Genomic DNA, 19,073 nt, shown 5'->3' with positions numbered 1-19,073 from the left:
TCTTAACATGCGTCGGGCGCGGTGACGGGGCCAGGGTGTCAGATTGGGCTGTTTACCGGCTTTCCGCGCGGAGTGCCTGAACGCCAACTGTTTCCTGAGCCTCGACGAAGCACGATCAAAATGCGAGGCTTGGCGTAGAGACTACAACGAGGTCCGACCGCACAGCGCGATCGGAAACGAAGTACCGATCAGGCTTCATCCTCCGGCCGGCAACCCCGGCCAGCCTGCCGTCAGATGAAGCCGGAATTTACCAGCCCAGCCGGTCCAAGGTTGGGGGCAAGTTCAATCGGCAATCTGATCATCGGTCCGATACATTTAAGCCGGACGCGCTTCCCTGACTGCGCAAGCCGAATATGGAAGGCGGCCGAACTTCTCAATGAGGAGTTTGTTGGTAGTGGTGAGGAGTACGGACACGCGATCATCGTGCGGCGGATCGCGGAGATTATCGTCATCAACATGACACGCTCACTCCTGGCGGAAGGGCCGAATCTCCCTTCCGGCGTCGTCAAGAACAGAGGAGTGATCTCCGCCATTCGCGCCTTCCTCGATGCGCCTCTCGAAAGCTGGAGTATCGACCGGCTTGCCAGACAGGCCGGGATGTCGCGAACGAAGTTTGCGGAAGAATTTCGCCGTGTCGTCGGACGCACACCGATGCAAACGCTGGCGCGGCTGCGTCTCACGCATGTGACCCGGAAAATGCTCGCCGAAGATCTGTCGGTGGAAGAGGCGGCGGACATGGCAGGTTATAGCTCAGCCGCCGCCTTCATCCGCGCCTTCAGCCGGGAGTTTGGCACGACCCCGCTTCAATGGCGCAAGAGTTACCAGTCTCGATCCGAAACTGGATGACCGTGCAAAAGGGGGGTGTATTGAACGTACCCGTGTAGCAACGGCTCGTTCGGAAAAATGAAGCGAAATCAGTGACTTGACTATTTTGGGTCAAACTGACTTGAAAGCCATCACGCCTGAATCACGTTAGCCCGTGAAACGAGTCACTTCCGATTCAAAAAAAGTCAATGAACTCAAAGGTCGACTGAGCTACTAAGAATCTGTGTCCTTCTCAACGTCGCCCAAGCAGGGGAGCGAGCGGCGTGCTTTTGGTCACGTAAGCGCTCGTCAAAGGCCGATTGCCATGTGCTATAGCCTGTTCCGTTGCAACCGGCAGAGGGACCAGGCAGAAAAATGGCGCAGGCAGTAGCGGGCAGGGCGGAAGAGATAGCCGCAAGGGTTGAGGATTTCGTGCGCAATGTCGTGGCGCCTTACGAGCGCGATCCACGCTGCACGGTGCATGGGCCGACTGAAGATCTTGTTGTCGAGCTGCGCGACAAGGCCCGGGCGGCCGGCGTGATGACGCCGCATATCCTTGCAGACCGCAGTCATCTCACACAGCGCGAAACGGCGCTCGTCCTGCGCAAGACCGGCCTTTCGCCGCTCGGCCCCGTTGCATGCAATACCGGCGCGCCGGACGAGGGCAATATGTACCTGCTTGGCAAGATCGGCAGCCCGGAGATCAAGGAACGCTTTCTGAACCAGCTCGTCTCGGGCGCTTCCCGCTCGGCATTCTTCATGACCGAACCCGCGCTCGAAGGCGGCGCGGGCTCCGACCCCTCGATGATGAAAACGACCTGCGTGAAAGATGGCAATCACTGGGTCATCAATGGCCGCAAGGCTTTCATCACCGGTGCTGAAGGCGCGAAGGTCGGCATCGTCATGGCGAAGGGCGAGGACGGCGCCTGCATGTTCCTCGTCGATCTCCCTCACCCCTCGATCCGCATCGAGCGTGTGCTCGACACGATCGACAATTCCATGCCGGGCGGCCATGCGGTCGTCATGATCGACAATCTCCGCCTGCCCGCCGACCAGATGCTCGGCGAAAGCGGAGAAGGCTTCAAGTATGCCCAGATCCGCCTGAGCCCGGCGCGGCTCTCGCATTGCATGCGCTGGCTCGGCGGCTGCACCCGCGCTAACGAGATCGCGACCGATTATGCGAACCGCCGCCATGCTTTCGGCAAGCCGCTGATCGATCATGAAGGCGTTGGCTTCATGCTGGCGGAAAATCTGATCGACCTGAAGCAGGCCGAACTCATGATCGACTGGTGCGCCGATGTACTCGATACCGGCTCGCTCGGCACAGCCGAAAGCTCGATGGCGAAGGTTGCCGTATCGGAGGCGTTGATGCGCATTGCTGACCGTTGCGTGCAGGTGATGGGGGGCATGGGCGTCACGGGCGATACGATCGTCGAACAGATTTTCCGCGAGATCCGCGCCTTTCGCATCTATGACGGCCCGACAGAAGTTCACAAATGGTCGCTAGCAAAGAAGATCAAGCGCGACTGGGCTGGAAGATCGCACTGACATGAAACTGAACAGGGAGGACATGATGAAACTCGACAGCTCGATTGCCGCCATCGTTACGGGCGGTGCATCCGGTCTCGGCAAGGCGACGGTGAAGGCGCTGCGCGATCTGGGCGTCAAGGTTACGATCTTCGATCTCAACAAGGATAACGGCGAGCGCGTCGCCAAGGAGCTTGGCGCGACATATTGCGAAGTGAATGTGATGGACGAAGCCTCCGTCGATGCGGGATTCGAAAAAGCGCGTGCTGCCAACGGGCAGGAGCGGGCGCTGGTGAACTGCGCCGGCGGCGGCCGTGGCGGCAAGACCATCGCGCGCGACAAGACGACCGGCGCGATCATCCCCTTCAAGATCGCAGATTTCGAATATGTGCTGGGCCTCAACACGGTCGGCACCTTCCGCTGCATAGTGAAGAGCGCGGCCGGAATGGCGACGCTCGATCCGCTGGAAAGCGGCGAGCGCGGCGCGATCGTGAACACGGGCTCCGTTGCCGCCGAAGACGGGCAGATCGGCCAGGTTGCCTATTCGGCGGCAAAGGCGGCGATCAAGGGCATGACACTCACCATCGCCCGCGATCTTTCGCGCGAAGGCATCCGCATCAACACGATCCTGCCCGGCATCATGGCGACGCCGCCCATGCTCGGCGTGAAGGATCGCGCACCGCAGATTTTTGAAAATCTCGCGGCCTCGGTGCCGTTCCCGCCGCGTCTTGGCGATCCGTCGGAATATGCTGATCTTGCCTGCACCATGCTGCGTAACGGCTATTTCAACGGCGAGACGGTTCGTCTCGACGGCGCCATTCGCATGCCGCCGCGCTGAGCGGCGGCTCAGGCCGCGGCCGTCTTCCGAGCCCCGCAGATGCACGGCAGGGTGACGGTCGCGACGGTGCCCTTGCCTGGCTCGCTCTCCAGCCGGAATTCACCCTCCATCAGCGAAACGAGTTCCGTAACGAGAGCGAGTCCGAGGCCCGCGCCCTCGAATGTGCGATCGAGCCCTGCATCGGCCTGCCAGAAGGGACGAAGCGCGGCCTCAAGCTCTTCCTTGTTCATGCCGATGCCGGTGTCGCGGATGCGGATGATGGCGCCGCCTTTTGTGCCATGCGCGAGCTCTAGCGTGACCTTGCCGCCGGACGGTGTGAACTTCACTGCATTGTTGAGCAGGTTGATGATGACCTGCTTCAGCCGCCGCTCATCCGTCTCGATGGCGGGGAAGGGCGGCACGGCATCAAGTACGAGTTTGACATCGCCGCGTTCGGCGCGCCCGCGCACGATGGCGAGGCAATTGTTGCAGACGCGAGCAAAATCCACTGGCTGAGGATTGAGTTTCAGACCGTCAAGCTCGATTCGCGACAGATCGAGAATATCGTTCACCAGCGATAGCAGATGCTCTCCGGCGTGATGAATGTCATGCACGTAGGATTCGTAGCGCGGATTGCCGATAGGTCCGAACAGGCGCTGCTCCATCGCTTCGGAAAACCCGAGGATTGCATTGAGTGGCGTCCTGAGCTCATGGCTCATGTTGGCGAGGAATTCGGTCTTCGCCTTGTTGTCGCGCTCTACCGATGCATAGAGTTTCATTTTTGTCAGCGCTTGTTCCAGCGCGCGCTCGCGTTCCCCGGCCTCTGCGCGCATGCGTATCAGCTTGCGGCTGCTGCGCAGCCGTAGCTCGATGGCGAGAAAGCCGATGAGAAGTGCCTGAAGATTCATCACCGCGAAATGCTCCAGCATTTTGGAGTTTTCGGTGACCATTGCCGCGCATATCGCCCACACGGAAAAATTGATGGCGAATGCGATGATCAGGTTACGGCGGGAAAGGAAGAAAAGGCCAGCCGCGACGAAGATGAGCGCGAAATTCGTCGACTGGTAGATGTCCTTCTCGATCAACATATGAAGTGCGGAATTGGCAAGAACGATTCCGAGGATGATGAAACCGGTCGTGTAGGCATATTTCGGTGCAATTTGGTTTGCGCGTACCGATGCGGCGATGATGAGAAGTGCCGACATGCCTGTCAGTGCGGCAGACGTCATGATGATCCGCGACGGATTTTCCAGAATGCTCAGGTGGAGAATGACGAACAGCGCGTAGAGTGCCGCCAGAAAGAGCGATATGGGCAGCAGCGAGTCGCGGAAAAGAGCGTTCAGCTCGCGCTGTACGTCGAAGTCGCTTATGCGATTTTTTTCGCGAGACGAGGTGGACAAGACGGCGCTCCATCGAAACGCCAGACGGCTGCCCACCCAAGGCCGTGCGTTTCGTCGCGCGAGAGTAGTCCACGCGTGTAAATCAAAATTTAATTTTCTTTTCGAGGTCAGCCCCGTCCGCGATAGGGCGTAATGCCCTGATCCGGTGCCCAGATACCGGCAGGAAGCCTGCCTTTCTGCCAGAAAACGTCGATCGGGATGCCGCCACGTGGATACCAGTACCCGCCGATCCTGATCCATTTCGGGACAAGTGTCTCTGCAAGCCGTTTGCCGATCGCAACCGTGCAGTCCTCATGAAAGGCACCGTGATTGCGGAAGGACTGGAGATAAAGCTTCAGCGACTTCGACTCGACGAGCCATTTACCCGGAACATAGTCGATAACGATATGCGCAAAATCCGGCTGGCCCGTCACCGGGCAGATCGAGGTGAATTCGGGCACGGTGAAGCGGGCGACGTAATTTTCGCCCGGATGCGGATTGGGAACGCGCTCGAGCACCGCCTTTTCGGGGGAGGCGGGTATCGCTGCTGCCCCGCCAAGCTGCTTCAGGCCCTTCGAATTCTTGTTTCCCGCAGGTTTGGTCATCTTCCGATCCTTATTCGGCGTCCGGGCCATCATAGACGCAGCCTTCGCGGCAGGAAGCGCGATGCACTTCGACCCGCGCGATTTCCGGCAGCGGACCGGCCAGCGCCTTCCATATCCAGGCGGCGATATGTTCGAGCGTCGGCAGTTCCAGCCCCTCGATCTCGTTGAGCAGGTGGTGATCGAGCTTCTCGCGCACGGTCATCACCTCGCGCTCGACATCCTCAAAATGGTGCACAAGGCCCGTCTCCGGCGAGGGCCTGCCGGAGAGCCAGACGACGACGCGGAAGGAATGGCCATGCATCCGCCGGTTCGGATGGCCTTCTTCCGCGTAAGGGAGGAAGTGCGCCGCGTCGAAAAAGAATTCCTTGTAGATCTTCATCACGGAATACCGATCAGCTTGTGGGTCTGGAGGCTGAGCCGCCATTTCGGATGCGCGAGACAGTATTCCGTCGCCGCGCGCGTATTCTCTTCCCGCTTCGGTCCATCCATCGGCTGCAGGAAGAAGTAGCGAAAGCCGAGCCCATCGAAGCGCTCAGGCGAGGCTTTTTCCTGCGGATAGACGAGCTTCAATTCGTCTCCTTGTGTCTGGATGAGTGGCGCGTCTGCCTTTGGGCTGACACAGATCCAGTCGATCCCTTGCGGCGCGGCAAGCGTACCATTCGTTTCGATAGCGATTTCGAAGCCACGCGCATGCAACGCCGCGATCAGCGCCTCGTCGAGCTGCAACAGGGGTTCGCCGCCGGTGCACACGACATAGCGGTTTTCACCGGCTCCCGTCACCCATGTCTTTTCGATAGCGTCCACCAGCGCCGCAGCATCGCGGAATTTGCCTCCGCCTTCGCCATCCGTGCCAACGAAATCCGTGTCGCAGAAGGTGCAGACGGCGCTCGGCCGGTCTTCCTCGCGGCCTGACCAGAGGTTACAGCCCGCAAATCTGCAGAAGACGGCTGGCCGCCCGGCCTGCGCGCCTTCGCCTTGCAGCGTGTAGAAGATTTCCTTCACCGAATACATGGGAGTCAGGCTCCCGCCGCCAGATAGGCGGCATGGCCGCGGGCGCGCAGTTCGCATGCCGGGCAGGTGCCGCAGCCATAGCCCCAGTCATGGCGGTTCGAACGGTCCCCCCGATAGCAGCTATGTGTCTCTTCCACGATGAGGTCGACCAGCGCCTTGCCGCCCATTGCCTCGGCAAGCGACCATGTGGCCGCCTTGTCGATCCACATGAGCGGCGTTTCGAGCGCGAAGGGCTTGTCCATCCCGAGAGTGATTGCAGCTTCCAGCGCCTTGATCGTGTTTTCCCGGCAGTCGGGATAGCCCGAATAATCCGTCTCGCACATGCCGCCCACCAGCACTTGCGCGCCCCGGCGATAGCCCAGCGCCGCCGCGTAGGTGAAGAAGATGAGATTGCGGCCCGGCACGAAAGTCGTCGGCAGGCCGTTCTCGCCCATCTCGATCTCGACATCGCGGGTGAGGGCGGTCTCGCTGATCCGACCCAATTCGGTTAGCTCGATCGTGTGATCGGGCCCGAGGCGCGCGGCCCAGACAGGATCGAGCGCGACGAGTCCCGCGCGCACCTTGTCCCGGCAGTCGAGCTCCACGGCATGAGACTGGCCATAATCGAAGCCGACCGTCTCGACTTCAGCAAAGCGCGCAAGCGCCCATGCGAGGCAGACCGTCGAGTCCTGCCCGCCCGAGAACAGCACGAGTGCCTTTTTCCCTGCCGATTCAGTCATTTGATAGAGCTCCGTTCGGGGGTGTTGAACAGGAGCCGCCCGGCGCCGTCAAGCGGACAAAAGGAAGCCCCGGAAAAGCGAGCTTTTCCGGGGCCTTGAACGTCGCCGTTAACTTCAGATCAGAACGAGTAGGAAACGCTCGCCATGATGAAGTCGCGGTCATGGGTGGGATTGTCGAAGCCGGCACCGAAGATGTTGGTGTAGCTCAGATTGCCCCGCCAGGTGTTCTGGTAGTCGGCGGAAAGGCCGAGCGACACCTGCTTCATGCCCTGCAGATAGTTGGCCGTGTTCGGGCCAGGCGAGTTGCCCTGCAGGTCATGACGCCACGAGATGCTCGGCGTCAGCGTGACGGCCGTACCGAAGGCGTTGTTGTAGGACGGTGCGAAGACCAGACGATAGCCATAGGACATATCATCGGCATACTTCACATTGGTCACGCCGCCCGTGAGGAGCGCCGCGCCGAACGGGTTACGCAGGCCGCCTTCGGGGCCAACGCGGTTGAGCGGATAGTCGCTCGCATTCTGCACATAGACGAAACCTGCGTTGAACACGAAGGTCGCCGTGTCGGCACGGAAGAGTTCCGTGATCGGGTCCGTGGTGCTCCAGAGCTTCACGGTACCGATCTGGCCCTGGATCGCGTCGAGTTCGATCATGTGGACCGTGTCCTGGTTCGGACCGGCCGAAGGCAACGAGCTTACATTGCCGGGCGCACCCGTAAGCGGACCGGACGCGCCGGTGCCGTCGAGCTGCGAGGCGTTCTGCTCAAGATCGGACACGCCGAACGGCATGTTGGGCGAGTAGGAGAGTTCGCCCGAAACCGCTGTTCCGCCGATCGTGGTCGCAAAGCTTGCACCCAGCGTCTCGATGGTCGGGAAGCTGTAGAAGTAGCGGAGCTGGTTGGCGGCATAGGCAAAGGCGGCGTTCAGCGAAGCGGCCTGGACCGCAGGTACAGCCGAACCGCAATCCAGCGCGCCGCCCGTTGCAATTCCGACGAAGGCGCAAGAGGACGCCAGATCGTCCGGACCGGTCGTGAAGCCGAGATAGGGCAGGCGGCTCGTGTAGCGCACCGCATAGAGGCCGAAATCGACACCATCGCCGAGATTTTCGGCATAGTAGCGCAGGGCCATGCCGAACTGATCGGTCTCGCTGGCGATCCGGTCGGCGGAACGCCGAACCGCGATCGGAACCTGCGCGCTCGGCGGGAAGCCGCCGGGAGGGCCTGCGAGATCGGGATTGTCGACGACAGCGTTAAGCAGGCCGGGAAGCGAACCGCGGCCGGTGATGTCATCGGTCGAGAAGAACGAGCCGGCCGGATCGAGTTCCGTGTACTCATATTTGAATTGCCAGAAGGCCTCGACCGACAGATTCGGCGTGATCGTCGTCGAGGCGAAAAGCATCGGCATCGGCGTCAGCGCGTCCTTGAGTTCCGCGCCGGGTGTGCGAATGCGAGTGACATCAACGGCCTGGAAAGCATTGATGCCGCCCTGGATGAAGAGGCTTTCGCCCCAGTTCAACACCTGCTTGCCGAAGCGGACGGTCGTGTAGTGGCCGTCGATATCCCAGTTGCCGTAGACGAAGGCGTCGAGTACGTCGATGTCATAGGCGAGCTGGTCGCGGCCATCCGACTCGAGATTGCGGAAGCGAAGGTCGTTCTCTGCATAAACGAAGTCGTAGAAGGCAGTCGGACGGACGAAGAAGCCGTAGTTTTCCCACGTGCCCTGAATGTCCATTGTGGTCTGGATCGTCTGGTTGACGAAGTCCCACCGGTCGTAGTTCAGGTTGCCGTTGTCCGAATTGATGCCGGTCGTCCGGCCGTCGCCATTGACGCAGCCGCCATTCACGATCGAGACCTTGGTGCAGTCGCGGTCGCTCGCCCGGAGCGTCACGCCCGCCGAAACCGTCGTGTCGATCTGGACGTTCAGATCGCCAAAAACATAATTTGCAGCGGTAGCCGAAGTTGAAAAGAGAAAAGCCGAAGCAAACGCTGCGGCAACTGGCAATGCCCCCGAACGGCGATTGCGGAGCAATGCTCGTTCATTCGTGACAGCGCCATTTCCTGCCGATACTATCATTTTGAAGGTTCCTCCCGGGAGGTTGGATTCTTGTGTTTGCGCCTGGATTTCTGGTGGAACTCCAAGCAATCGGCCGGTTCCGGTGGAACCGGCCTCAAGTTTGGTGAGGGATGCTGACCTTTTGCGAGGATCGAGGAGGGATATTCGCGTTGGGTCAATCTGTTATGTGAGGGTTCGCAATAGGTATTTCATACCTATTAGTAAAGGGGATATATCAAGTCGGCACAGCGTTCAAGTGCCGTAATCTGCTGTCGGGGAGGGCGCGGATTGAATACCAAGGAACTGTTGCTGAGTGTCCTCATGTCCGGTCCCGCGACCGGATATGACATCAAGAAAACCATGGAAAATGAGGTTTCGACGCTGCTCGATGTCAGTTTGTCCAACCTCTATCCGGCCCTGAACGAGCTGGCCGCGGAGGGTCTTGTGACCTTCCAGCGCGTTGAACAGGACAACCGGCCGAACAAGAAGGTCTATGAGTTGACCGATGCGGGGCGCGCTGCCGCTCTCCGGGCGCTGATGTCAGGTAGCGCCAAACACAGGTTGCGCTCCGAATTCATATTCATATTGAGCTTTGCGCCGTTCCTGCCGCGCTGGCGCGTCAAGGAGCTGCTCGATCACCGCCTTGCGGAAACGAACGAAATCCTTCGTGATCTTGACCGGCGGGAAGCCGAAGAACTGCTGCAGGAGGGGCAGCGCTTCTGCATCGGCTTCGGCAGGTCCATGATGGAAGCGCAGCGGGACTACATCATGAAGCATTCGGCCCAGCTGCTGGCGAGCTGCCCTGAAGAGGTCAGGGAACTGAACCGAGCCGGCGCCTGACGGCTCATAGCAAATCGATCGGATTGCGAGTGCCCCGGACTTCAGGTCCGGGCATTTGTATTTCCGTGATTAGGCTCTTTCGCCGGGAGCCACGCTCCGCTATGAAACGCGCAAAACCGGGCCTGGCCCGGAGGCTCACCAATCACTAGACAGAAACGGGACGACATGGCCGCCATCATCGACATTATCGGGCGTGAAATTCTGGACAGCCGTGGCAACCCGACTGTCGAGGTGGACGTATTGCTGGAAGACGGCGCGCTTGGCCGCGCCGGCGTTCCCTCCGGTGCGTCGACGGGCGCGCATGAGGCGGTCGAGCTGCGCGATGGCGGCGCCCGCTACAAGGGCAAGGGTGTACAGAAGGCGGTCGCCGCGGTGAACGGCGAAATTTTCGACGCCATCGGTGGCATGGATGCGTCCGAGCAGATTCAGATCGACCGTACGATGATCGAACTCGACGGCACCGACAACAAGTCGCGCCTCGGCGCAAATGCGATCCTCGGCGTTTCGCTCGCCATCGCCAAGGCGGAAGCAGCCTCGCTTGGCCAGCCGCTCTTCCGCTATGTCGGCGGACCCGCCGCGCGCGTGCTGCCCGTGCCGATGATGAACATCGTCAATGGCGGTGAACATGCTGACAATCCGATCGACATTCAGGAGTTCATGATCATGCCGGTGGCGGCAGGCTCGATTGCCGATGCCGTCCGCATGGGTTCAGAAGTATTTCATACGCTCAAGGGCGAACTGAAGGCCGCCGGCCACAACACGAATGTCGGCGATGAAGGCGGCTTCGCGCCGAACCTCGCGTCGACGGAAGAAGCCATCGGCTTCATCATGAAGGCGATCGAGAAGGCGGGCTACAAGCCAGGCGATGACATCTTCCTTGCGCTCGATGCGGCCTCGACAGAGTTCTTCAAGAACGGCGTCTACGATCTGAAAGGCGAGGGCAAGAAGCTCGATGCCGGCGGCATGGTCGACTACTGGGCCGATCTTGTGGGCAAGTACCCGATCATCTCCATCGAAGACGGCATGGCCGAAGACGATTGGGCTGGCTGGAAGGCGCTGACCGACCGCATTGGCGGCAAGGTTCAGCTCGTCGGCGACGATCTCTTCGTCACGAACAAGCGCCGTCTCGCTGACGGCATCGCGAGCGGCACCGCCAACTCGATCCTCGTGAAGGTGAACCAGATCGGCTCGCTCACCGAGACGCTCGAAAGCGTCGAGATGGCGCATAAGGCGCGCTACACGGCGGTCATGTCGCATCGCTCCGGCGAAACGGAAGACGCGACGATTGCGGATCTCGCTGTGGCGACGAATTGCGGTCAGATCAAGACCGGCTCGCTCGCGCGCTCGGACCGTCTGGCAAAATACAACCAGCTCATCCGCATCGAGGAAGCCCTCGGGCCGACAGCGGAATATGCCGGCCGTTCTGTCCTGAAGGCTTAGCGGCAAGCGTTTCGACGTGATTTCCGGTAAATGCCCTTGACCGTTGGAATCGCTGTATGATTCCATCATGAACATGGAAAGCAACGTCGTGATTCGCAGCTCGGAACCACTGCGCCTGAGGCAGGCGCTGATTCCCTTCGTCTGCATCATCGTGCTCGGCTACTTCGCCTATCACGCGGTTTATGGACGGCTTGGCTTCATTTCCTGGCTCGACATACAGAATCGCATTGACCTTCTGGCGCACCAGCTGGCGGATGTCGAACGCCAGCGCCAGCAGCTTGACCGGCAGGTGGCGCTCTTGCGGCCGGAAAGTCTCGACCCGGACCTGCTGGACGAACGCGCTCGCGCCGCCCTTGGCTATGCAAATCCGGGGGAGATAGTCATTTTTCTCGATCCGCCGCCTGTGGGCCCGCGCTCCGCGCGCTGAAATGGACAAAACGATCCGCAGCGGAACTTAACCGAAATTCGGTTAATTCGTCATTTTTTCATTGAAACCAAACCTTTATCATCCATTTCTAAAGTATGGCGACGGTGCCTTTGCGCGCCTGTTGGCTGCCAGCGTTTCTTGAATTTCTGACGTCGAGGCCCCCGAATGACGTCCAAATCTGCTTCCAGATCCACCGCCAAACCTGTTCAGAAAAAACAGGTGAAAAAGTCCGTGGACGGACCTGCTCCCTTTACGAAGGAAGAGGATGTCCAGGCCTATCGCGACATGCTGCTGATCCGCCGCTTCGAGGAGAAGGCGGGTCAGATGTATGGCATGGGGCTCATTGGCGGCTTCTGTCACCTCTATATTGGTCAGGAAGCCGTCGTCGTCGGCATGCAGATGGCGATTGATGAGGGCGACCAGGTCATCACAGGCTATCGCGACCACGGTCATATGCTTGTCTGCGGCATGGACCCGAAAGGCGTCATGGCGGAACTGACGGGGCGCGAAGGCGGCTATTCGCGCGGCAAGGGCGGCTCCATGCACATGTTCAGCCGCGACAAGAATTTCTTTGGCGGCCACGGCATTGTCGGTGCGCAGGTGCCGCTCGGCACGGGACTCGCATTCGCCAACCGCTATCGCGGCAATGACCGCGTTTGCCTCGCTTATTTCGGCGACGGCGCAGCGAACCAGGGCCAGGTCTATGAGAGCTTCAACATGGCCGAACTCTGGCAGTTGCCGGTCGTCTATGTGATCGAGAACAACCAGTATGCGATGGGCACCAGCGTCGCCCGCGCGAGCGCGCAGACGAATCTTTCGAAGCGCGGCGTGAGCTTCAACATTCCCGGCGAGCAGGTGGACGGTATGGATGTTCGGGCCGTGCGTGAAGCCGGCGCGCGCGCCGTTGAATTCTGCCGTGCCGGCAAGGGGCCCTACATCCTCGAGATGATGACCTACCGCTATCGCGGCCACTCCATGTCCGACCCTGCGAAATATCGAGCCAAGGAAGAAGTGAACAAGATGCGCGCCGAGCATGACCCGATCGAGCAGGTTCGCGTACGGCTGCTTGATACGAAGGCGCTCGCCGAGGAAGACCTCAAGGAAATCGACAAGGAGATCAAGACCATCGTCAATGAAGCGGCCGAATTCGCCCAGTCGAGCCCGGAGCCCGATCCCTCGGAACTCTGGACTGACATTCTTGCCGATGTGGAGGCGTGAGAAATGACGATCGAAGTGCTCATGCCCGCGCTCTCGCCCACAATGGAAGAGGGCACACTCGCCAAATGGCATGTGAAGGTGGGCGACGAGGTGAAGTCCGGCGACGTGATCGCCGAGATCGAGACCGACAAGGCGACGATGGAAGTGGAAGCCTCCGAGGACGGCAAGGTTGCCAAACTTCTCGTCGAAGAAGGCACAGAGAATGTGAAGGTGAACGAGGTCATCGCCATTTTCGCCGATGACGGCGAAGACATCTCCGCTGCCGATGCGCCGAGGGAAAAGAAATCCGCCGCGAAGAAAGAAGATGCGCCCGCGAAAGAGGCGAAGTCCGCGAAGCCGGCGAAGGTCGAGGTAAAGTCCGATCCAGATCTGCCGGAAGGCACGGAATTCGTGACGCAGACCGTGCGCGAGGCGCTGCGCGATGCGATGGCTGAAGAAATGCGCCGTGACGAAAGCGTTTTCGTCATGGGCGAGGAAGTCGCGCAATATCAGGGTGCCTACAAGGTCACTCAAGGGCTGCTCGACGAGTTCGGCGACAAGCGTGTGGTCGACACGCCGATCACCGAACATGGCTTTGCTGGGCTTGGCGTCGGTGCGGCGATGGCGGGGCTTCGTCCCATCGTCGAGTTCATGACGTTCAATTTCGCCATGCAGGCGATCGACCAGATCATCAATTCGGCCGCGAAAACGCGCTATATGTCCGGCGGGCAGATGTCGTGCCCCATCGTCTTCCGCGGGCCGAACGGGCCGGCGGCGCGCGTCGCCGCGCAGCACAGCCAGGACTACAGCTCCTGGTATGCGCATGTGCCGGGCCTCATCGTGATTGCGCCCTATTCCGCGGCGGACGCGAAGGGCCTTCTCAAGGCTGCGATCCGCGACCCGAATCCGGTCATCTTCCTTGAGAACGAAGTGCTCTATGGCAAAAGCTTTGAAGTGCCGAAGCATGAGGACTTCGTGCTGCCGATCGGCAAGGCACGGGTGATGAAGGAGGGGAACGACGTGACCCTCGTTTCGCACAGCCACGGGATCACCTATTGCCTTGAGGCGATGACGAAGCTGGCAGAGGAAGGGATCGACGTCGAACTGATCGACCTGCGGACCATCCGCCCGCTCGACCTGGACACGGTGATTGCCTCGGTAAAGAAGACGAACCGTCTCGTTACGGTCGAAGAGACTTGGCCGGTCTGCGGCATCGGCGCGGAAATCGCCGCCACGGTTCAGGAAAAGGCCTTTGACTGGCTAGATGCGCCGGTCCTTCGCGTGACGCAGAAGGATGTGCCGATGCCATATGCGGCCAATCTCGAAAAACTCGCGCTGCCAAGCGCCGCAGATGTGGTGGAGGCGGTGAAAGCCGTCTGCTACCGCTGAGGAGGCGCCGATGCCGGTCAATATCCTGATGCCCGCACTCTCGCCCACAATGGAAGAGGGTACGCTTGCCAAATGGCATGTGAAGAAGGGCGACAAGGTGAGCGCGGGCGACGTGATCGCCGAGATCGAAACCGACAAGGCGACGATGGAAGTCGAAGCCGTGGAAGAAGGCACGATCGGCGAAATCCGCGTGGCGGAAGGAACGGAGGGCGTTCTCGTCAATGACGTGATCGCCGTGCTTCTCGAAGAGGGCGAAGACGACAGCGCACTGAAGGATGCGGGCGACGCGCGAAAGCCTGAGAAGAAGGCCGAAGAGAAAAAGGCCGACGAGCCAAGGAGACCAGAAGAGAAGGCACTAGCGAAGCCGGTGCCTTCACTGAAAGCTGAAAAGGGTGGCCGCATTTTCGCCTCGCCGCTCGCGCGCCGCCTCGCGGAGCAGCGGGGAATTGATCTGGCCACCGTTGAAGGCTCCGGTCCGCGCGGCCGAATCGTGAAGGGGGACCTTGAAGGCGCACCGAAATCGGAGCCGAAAAAGCACGCGACGTCCGGCGCGGCTTCGCCTGCCTCCTCCATCGATGCGCGCGCCTTCTACGAGAAGGGAAGCTATGAGGAAATCCCGCTTGACGGCATGCGCAAGACAATTGCCCGCCGCCTTACTCAGTCGATGCAGGAGATTCCACATTTCTATCTGACGGTGGATTGCGAACTCGATGAATTGCTGGTGGCGCGAAAGAGGTTGAATGAAGCGGCGGGCGAAGGCGTCAAGCTCTCGGTCAACGATTTCCTTGTTCGTGCCGCTGCGCTTGCGTTGATCAGGGTGCCGGAGGCGAATGTGAGCTTCGCGGGCGATTCGATACTGAAGCACAAATCGGCCGATATCGGCATTGCCGTTGCGCTCGATGGCGGGCTCATCACGCCGATCATCCGTAACGCGGAGAAGAAGGGCCTCGCCGAAATCTCCGAGGAGGCGAAATCGCTCGCTGAGCGCGCGCGCAACAAGAAGCTGAAGCCCAGTGAATTTGAAGGCGGCAGCTTCTCGATCTCCAACCTCGGCATGTTCGGCATCAAGCACTTCACCGCCGTCATCAATCCACCCCAGGCGGCTATCCTCGCCGTTGGCAAGGGCGAAGAACGGCCGGTGGTGAAAAACGGCAAGCTCGAAGTGGCTACTGTGATGACGGTGACGATGTCCTGCGATCACCGTGCAATCGACGGTGCGCTCGGCGCGCGCTTCCTCGAAGCCTTCAAATCCTTCGTGGAATATCCGGCAAGGATGCTGCTCTGATGGCGGACAATTACGATGTTGTGGTGATCGGCTCCGGCCCCGGCGGCTATGTCGCGGCGATCCGTGCCGCGCAGCTTGGCCTAAAGGCGGCCATTGTCGAACGCGACGCGCTGGGCGGCATATGCCTCAACTGGGGCTGCATTCCGACCAAGGCGCTGCTGCGCTCGGCTGAAGTATATGAGGCGATGCAACATGCGTCTGACTACGGCCTCAAGGTGGAAAAAGCGAGCTTCGATGCGGAAGCCATCGTGAAGCGCAGCCGCGATGTCGCCGCGCAATTGTCGGGCGGCGTCAAGTTCCTCATGAAGAAGAACAAGATCGATGTGATCGAAGGCAGCGGCAGTCTCGCTGGCGAAGGCAAGATTGCCGTCAAGGAAAAGGAAGGAAAGACGCGCGAGTTCGCCGCGAAGAATGTCATCCTCGCAACCGGCGCCCGCGCCCGCGTGATCGATGGTCTGGAGCCCGATGGCAAGACGGTCTGGACCTATCGCGAGGCAATGGTGCCGAAAGCGATACCGAAATCGCTGATCGTTATTGGCTCTGGCGCCATCGGAATCGAATTCGCGAGTTTCTATCGTACCTTCGGCGCGGAAGTGACAGTGGTCGAGGTGCTTGACCGCATTCTCCCCGTCGAGGACGAGGAAATCTCTAAGGAAGCCGCGCGCGCTTTCAAGAAGCGCGGCATCCGCATCCTCACTGGGGCGAAAATCGAAATGACCGACATTTCGGACAAGGGCGCGAAGATCGCTGTCACGGTAGGTGGCAAGAGCGAGACGCTGGAAGCCGAAAAGGTTATTTCGGCTGTGGGCATCGTCGGCAATGTCGAAAATCTGGGTCTCGAAAAGGCAGGCGTGAAAGTCGAGAAGTCTCACGTCGTCGTCAATGAATGGCTGGAGACAGGTGTGAAGGGCGTTTATGCCATTGGCGATCTTGCCGGTCCGCCCTGGCTTGCACACAAGGCTAGTCATGAGGGCGTGATCGCGGTGGAGCGCATCGCGGGTTTGAAGGGCCTCCATCCGATGAACACGAGCCGCATCCCCGGCTGCACCTATTCCTCGCCCCAGATTGCGAGCGTCGGCCTCACCGAAGCCAGGGCCAAGGAGAAAGGCCATGAGGTGAAGGTCGGCCGCTTCCCCTTCAAGGCGAATGGCAAGGCCATCGCGCTTGGCGAGACGGGCGGTTTCGTGAAGACGGTGTTCGATGCCAAGACCGGCGAGCTTCTTGGCGCCCATATGATCGGTCCGGAAGTGACCGAGCTCATTCAGGGTTATGGCATCGCCATGTCGCTCGAAACGACGGAAGCGGAATTGATGCACACCATCTTCCCGCATCCGACGCTTTCCGAAGCCATGCATGAGGCGGTACTCGACGCTTATGGGCGCGTCCTCCATACTTGATCCCGAGGGATCGTAAGGGGAGGAACCATTGGCCGCCGAGGACAAGCTGGCCGCGCTGCGCGCGCCGAAGAATGCCGTCGTCATTCTGCTGGACAGTCTTAACCGGCATATGCTGGGCGCGTATGGCGGGCGCGAATTCACCACGCCCAATCTCGACAGCTTCGCCGCTCGCGCCACGCGCTTCACGCGGCACTACACAGGGTCGCTTCCCTGTATGCCGGCCCGGCACGACATTCTATGTGGCGCGCTCGATTTTCTCTGGCGGCCCTGGGGCTCCGTCGAAATCTGGGAAGATGCAATCACCTATGAGCTGCGCAAGAAGGGCGTGGTGACGCAGCTTATTTCCGATCACCCGCATCTTTTCGAGACGGGTGGCGAGAACTATCATGTCGACTTCACGGCCTGGGATTATCAGCGCGGACACGAAGGCGACCCGTGGAAAACGCGGGCAGACCCAAGCTGGGCCGGCGCGCCGAACTTCATGCGCAAGCATATGCCCTATGACGACTCGCGCGGCTATTTCCGCGGCGAGGAGGATTTTCCGGGTCCGCGCACCATGGGCGCTGCCGCGCGCTGGCTTGCCGAGAATGCGGAGCACCATGACCGCTTCATGCTCTTTGTCGATGAGTTCGACCCTCATGAGCCTTTCGACACGCCCGAGCCCTATGCCTCCATGTACGACCCGGACTGGAAAGGCCCGCATCTCATCTGGCCACCGTATGTGCAGGGTGGATTAGAAAAAGGCGTGATCGATGCGCGTCAGGCACGGCAGATTCGCGCTTCCTATGGCGGCAAGCTGACCATGATCGACAAATGGTTCGGCCGCATTCTCGATGAACTCGATGCCCATGATCTGTGGGACGATACGCTCGTCATTCTCTGTACCGATCATGGCCACTATCTCGGTGAGAAGGACATCTGGGGAAAGCCCGGTGTGCCGGTCTATGAGCCGCTCGGCCACATCCCGCTTATGATCGCCCATCCCGGCATCGCGCCCGGCACCTGCGATGCGCTTACGACGAGCGTCGACCTTTTCGCAACCCTTGCAGATTTGTTCGGCGTCGAAGTGCGCCAACCTACACACGGCAAATCGCTGCTGCCGCTGTTGCGTGGCGAGGCGGGTTCGGTGCGCGACTGGCTGCTTACCGGCGTCTGGGGCAGGGAGGTGCACTATATCGACGGGCGATACAAATATGCGCGGGGCCCGGCGGGCGACAATGCGCCGCTCAGCATGATGTCGAACCGCTGGTCCACCATGCCGACGCATTTTCTGACGCGGGAGCAGGAACTTCCGCTGCCGGACGAGCGTGCCTTTCTCGACCATATGCCCGGCAGCCGTATCCCCGTGATCCACCAGCAATGGCAGAAGGGCGATATGGTGCCTTACTGGGCGCTGACCAAATTCACTGGGCATCATCTTTACGATCTGGAAAGCGACCCGGAGGAAACGCAGAATTTGGCGGGTTCCAGCCACGAAACCGGAATTGCGGCGCGTTTGCGGGAGGCCCTTGCCGAGCTGGATGCGCCCGCCAGCCAGTTCCAGCGACTTGGTCTTTAGCTGAAATAGGGAATGTTTAACTGCCGGGGACTAGGCTCGATACTGGAGGAGTGGCCCATGGCGATAGAAAAACAAGCGCCTGCTGCCGGAAGCGGGATCGACTATGCGGTAGTCGAGGTCGATGAACCTGCACATCCGCACTGCCGTGCGTTGTTTGCCTATTGGCGAGCCCGCCTGCAGGAAGATGGTCTCATGCTGCGATCGGATTTCAATCCACTCGACATGCCCATGGCGATGGGCGGCATGTTCGTGGTAGAGCCGGTCGATGGCGGCGCGAATATGCGCTACCGCCTTGTCGGCAGCGAAAATGAACGCCGGCTCGGCCGAAAATTCACGGGTGAATTATTCACCGAAAGCTACGCGCCCGAAATGGCGGCGGAGCAGATCGCCTTTCATAACCGTATCATCGAGACGAAAAAACCCGCCTGCCTGCGGGGGCGTTTTATCGGCGTCGATCTCGAGCATGTGCACTACGAGGCGATCTACCTGCCGGTGCGAACGGCGGCGGGCGCTATGCAGGTTATCGGCGGTCTTTACGATCTGGCGGGCCACAAGGCCTGAAAACTGCCGGATTTGCTTGAATCGGGCCGACGTACTATCCATGTCCTGACGGCAATGGCATATCCG

Annotated in this window: 18 protein-coding genes and 1 pseudogene; 13 read left to right on the top strand and 6 right to left on the bottom strand. The window is 60.2% G+C overall.

The window, feature by feature from the left end; translation table 11 throughout:
- Window positions 1-61: 61 nt before the first annotated feature.
- From ACK4FH_RS12965 to ACK4FH_RS12950, 4 genes and pseudogenes are all read left to right on the top strand, one after another.
- A pseudogene (locus ACK4FH_RS12965) lies at window positions 62-238 on the top strand (integrase core domain-containing protein); the annotation flags it as partial.
- Entirely contained in the window at window positions 235-846 is a 612-nt protein-coding gene (locus tag ACK4FH_RS12960) for a helix-turn-helix domain-containing protein (protein ID WP_409814367.1), read from the top strand. The pseudogene ACK4FH_RS12965 and the gene ACK4FH_RS12960, both read left to right, overlap by 4 nt.
- Window positions 847-1,179: 333 nt before the next feature.
- On the top strand, window positions 1,180-2,352 hold the full coding sequence (locus tag ACK4FH_RS12955) for an acyl-CoA dehydrogenase family protein (protein WP_409814365.1): 1,173 nt from the start codon (window positions 1,180-1,182) through the stop codon (window positions 2,350-2,352).
- A 25-nt stretch (window positions 2,353-2,377) separates the two neighbouring features.
- Window positions 2,378-3,169, top strand: a complete 792-nt coding sequence (locus ACK4FH_RS12950) for an SDR family NAD(P)-dependent oxidoreductase (RefSeq protein ID WP_409815295.1) — start codon at window positions 2,378-2,380, stop codon at window positions 3,167-3,169.
- Window positions 3,170-3,177: 8 nt separating this feature from the next.
- Here ACK4FH_RS12950 and ACK4FH_RS12945 read toward each other — a convergent pair whose 3' ends face one another.
- From ACK4FH_RS12945 to ACK4FH_RS12920, 6 genes are all read right to left on the bottom strand, one after another.
- Complete coding sequence (locus ACK4FH_RS12945; protein WP_409814362.1) at window positions 3,178-4,548, bottom strand: sensor histidine kinase; 1,371 nt, start codon at window positions 4,546-4,548, stop codon at window positions 3,178-3,180.
- A 107-nt stretch (window positions 4,549-4,655) separates the two neighbouring features.
- On the bottom strand, window positions 4,656-5,162 hold the full coding sequence (gene queF, locus ACK4FH_RS12940) for a preQ(1) synthase (protein ID WP_409815293.1): 507 nt from the start codon (window positions 5,160-5,162) through the stop codon (window positions 4,656-4,658).
- Complete coding sequence (locus ACK4FH_RS12935) at window positions 5,143-5,511, bottom strand: 6-carboxytetrahydropterin synthase (RefSeq protein WP_409814360.1); 369 nt, start codon at window positions 5,509-5,511, stop codon at window positions 5,143-5,145. The genes queF and ACK4FH_RS12935 overlap by 20 nt, the downstream gene beginning before the upstream one ends.
- Window positions 5,511-6,143: a 7-carboxy-7-deazaguanine synthase gene (gene queE / locus ACK4FH_RS12930; RefSeq protein ID WP_409814357.1), complete on the bottom strand. Its 633-nt coding sequence runs from the start codon at window positions 6,141-6,143 to the stop codon at window positions 5,511-5,513. The genes ACK4FH_RS12935 and queE overlap by 1 nt, the downstream gene beginning before the upstream one ends.
- A 5-nt stretch (window positions 6,144-6,148) precedes the next feature.
- Window positions 6,149-6,862 carry a 7-cyano-7-deazaguanine synthase QueC gene (gene queC, locus ACK4FH_RS12925; RefSeq protein ID WP_409814356.1) on the bottom strand — a complete coding sequence of 238 codons (714 nt, stop codon included), beginning with the start codon at window positions 6,860-6,862 and terminating at the stop codon, window positions 6,149-6,151.
- 119 nt (window positions 6,863-6,981) lie between these two features.
- On the bottom strand, window positions 6,982-8,934 hold the full coding sequence (locus ACK4FH_RS12920; protein ID WP_409814353.1) for a DUF1302 domain-containing protein: 1,953 nt from the start codon (window positions 8,932-8,934) through the stop codon (window positions 6,982-6,984).
- 267 nt (window positions 8,935-9,201) lie between these two features.
- Between ACK4FH_RS12920 and ACK4FH_RS12915 the strand changes: the two genes are divergently transcribed.
- The 9 genes from ACK4FH_RS12915 to ACK4FH_RS12875 all read left to right on the top strand — a co-directional run bounded on the left by ACK4FH_RS12915 (window position 9,202) and on the right by ACK4FH_RS12875 (window position 19,007).
- A complete protein-coding gene (locus tag ACK4FH_RS12915; protein ID WP_409814351.1) occupies window positions 9,202-9,753 on the top strand; it encodes a PadR family transcriptional regulator in 552 nt (183 codons plus the stop codon).
- A gap of 165 nt (window positions 9,754-9,918) precedes the next feature.
- Complete coding sequence (gene eno / locus ACK4FH_RS12910; protein ID WP_409814348.1) at window positions 9,919-11,193, top strand: phosphopyruvate hydratase; 1,275 nt, start codon at window positions 9,919-9,921, stop codon at window positions 11,191-11,193.
- A gap of 67 nt (window positions 11,194-11,260) precedes the next feature.
- On the top strand, window positions 11,261-11,620 hold the full coding sequence (locus ACK4FH_RS12905) for an FtsB family cell division protein (protein WP_409814345.1): 360 nt from the start codon (window positions 11,261-11,263) through the stop codon (window positions 11,618-11,620).
- 165 nt (window positions 11,621-11,785) lie between these two features.
- On the top strand, window positions 11,786-12,838 hold the full coding sequence (pdhA, locus tag ACK4FH_RS12900; protein ID WP_409814342.1) for a pyruvate dehydrogenase (acetyl-transferring) E1 component subunit alpha: 1,053 nt from the start codon (window positions 11,786-11,788) through the stop codon (window positions 12,836-12,838).
- Between the two features lie 3 nt (window positions 12,839-12,841).
- The gene (locus tag ACK4FH_RS12895; RefSeq protein WP_409814339.1) at window positions 12,842-14,206 is read left to right on the top strand and encodes a pyruvate dehydrogenase complex E1 component subunit beta; all 1,365 of its coding nucleotides are present in this window, start codon (window positions 12,842-12,844) and stop codon (window positions 14,204-14,206) included.
- 10 nt (window positions 14,207-14,216) lie between these two features.
- Window positions 14,217-15,491, top strand: a complete 1,275-nt coding sequence (locus tag ACK4FH_RS12890; RefSeq protein ID WP_409814336.1) for a pyruvate dehydrogenase complex dihydrolipoamide acetyltransferase — start codon at window positions 14,217-14,219, stop codon at window positions 15,489-15,491.
- Window positions 15,491-16,888 (top strand): dihydrolipoyl dehydrogenase, encoded by a 1,398-nt coding sequence (lpdA, locus tag ACK4FH_RS12885; RefSeq protein ID WP_409814333.1) that lies wholly within the window; start codon window positions 15,491-15,493, stop codon window positions 16,886-16,888. Before ACK4FH_RS12890 ends, lpdA begins: the two co-directional genes overlap by 1 nt.
- 28 nt (window positions 16,889-16,916) lie before the next feature.
- Window positions 16,917-18,446 carry a sulfatase gene (locus tag ACK4FH_RS12880; protein ID WP_409814330.1) on the top strand — a complete coding sequence of 510 codons (1,530 nt, stop codon included), beginning with the start codon at window positions 16,917-16,919 and terminating at the stop codon, window positions 18,444-18,446.
- A 57-nt stretch (window positions 18,447-18,503) separates the two neighbouring features.
- On the top strand, window positions 18,504-19,007 hold the full coding sequence (locus ACK4FH_RS12875; RefSeq protein ID WP_409814328.1) for a PAS domain-containing protein: 504 nt from the start codon (window positions 18,504-18,506) through the stop codon (window positions 19,005-19,007).
- Window positions 19,008-19,073 lie beyond the last annotated feature (66 nt).

It is taken from the genome of Parvibaculum sp. (assembly GCF_046297875.1).
Taxonomy (GTDB): Bacteria; Pseudomonadota; Alphaproteobacteria; order Parvibaculales; family Parvibaculaceae; genus Parvibaculum.
This window is presented reverse-complemented; position numbering and strand designations above follow the sequence as displayed.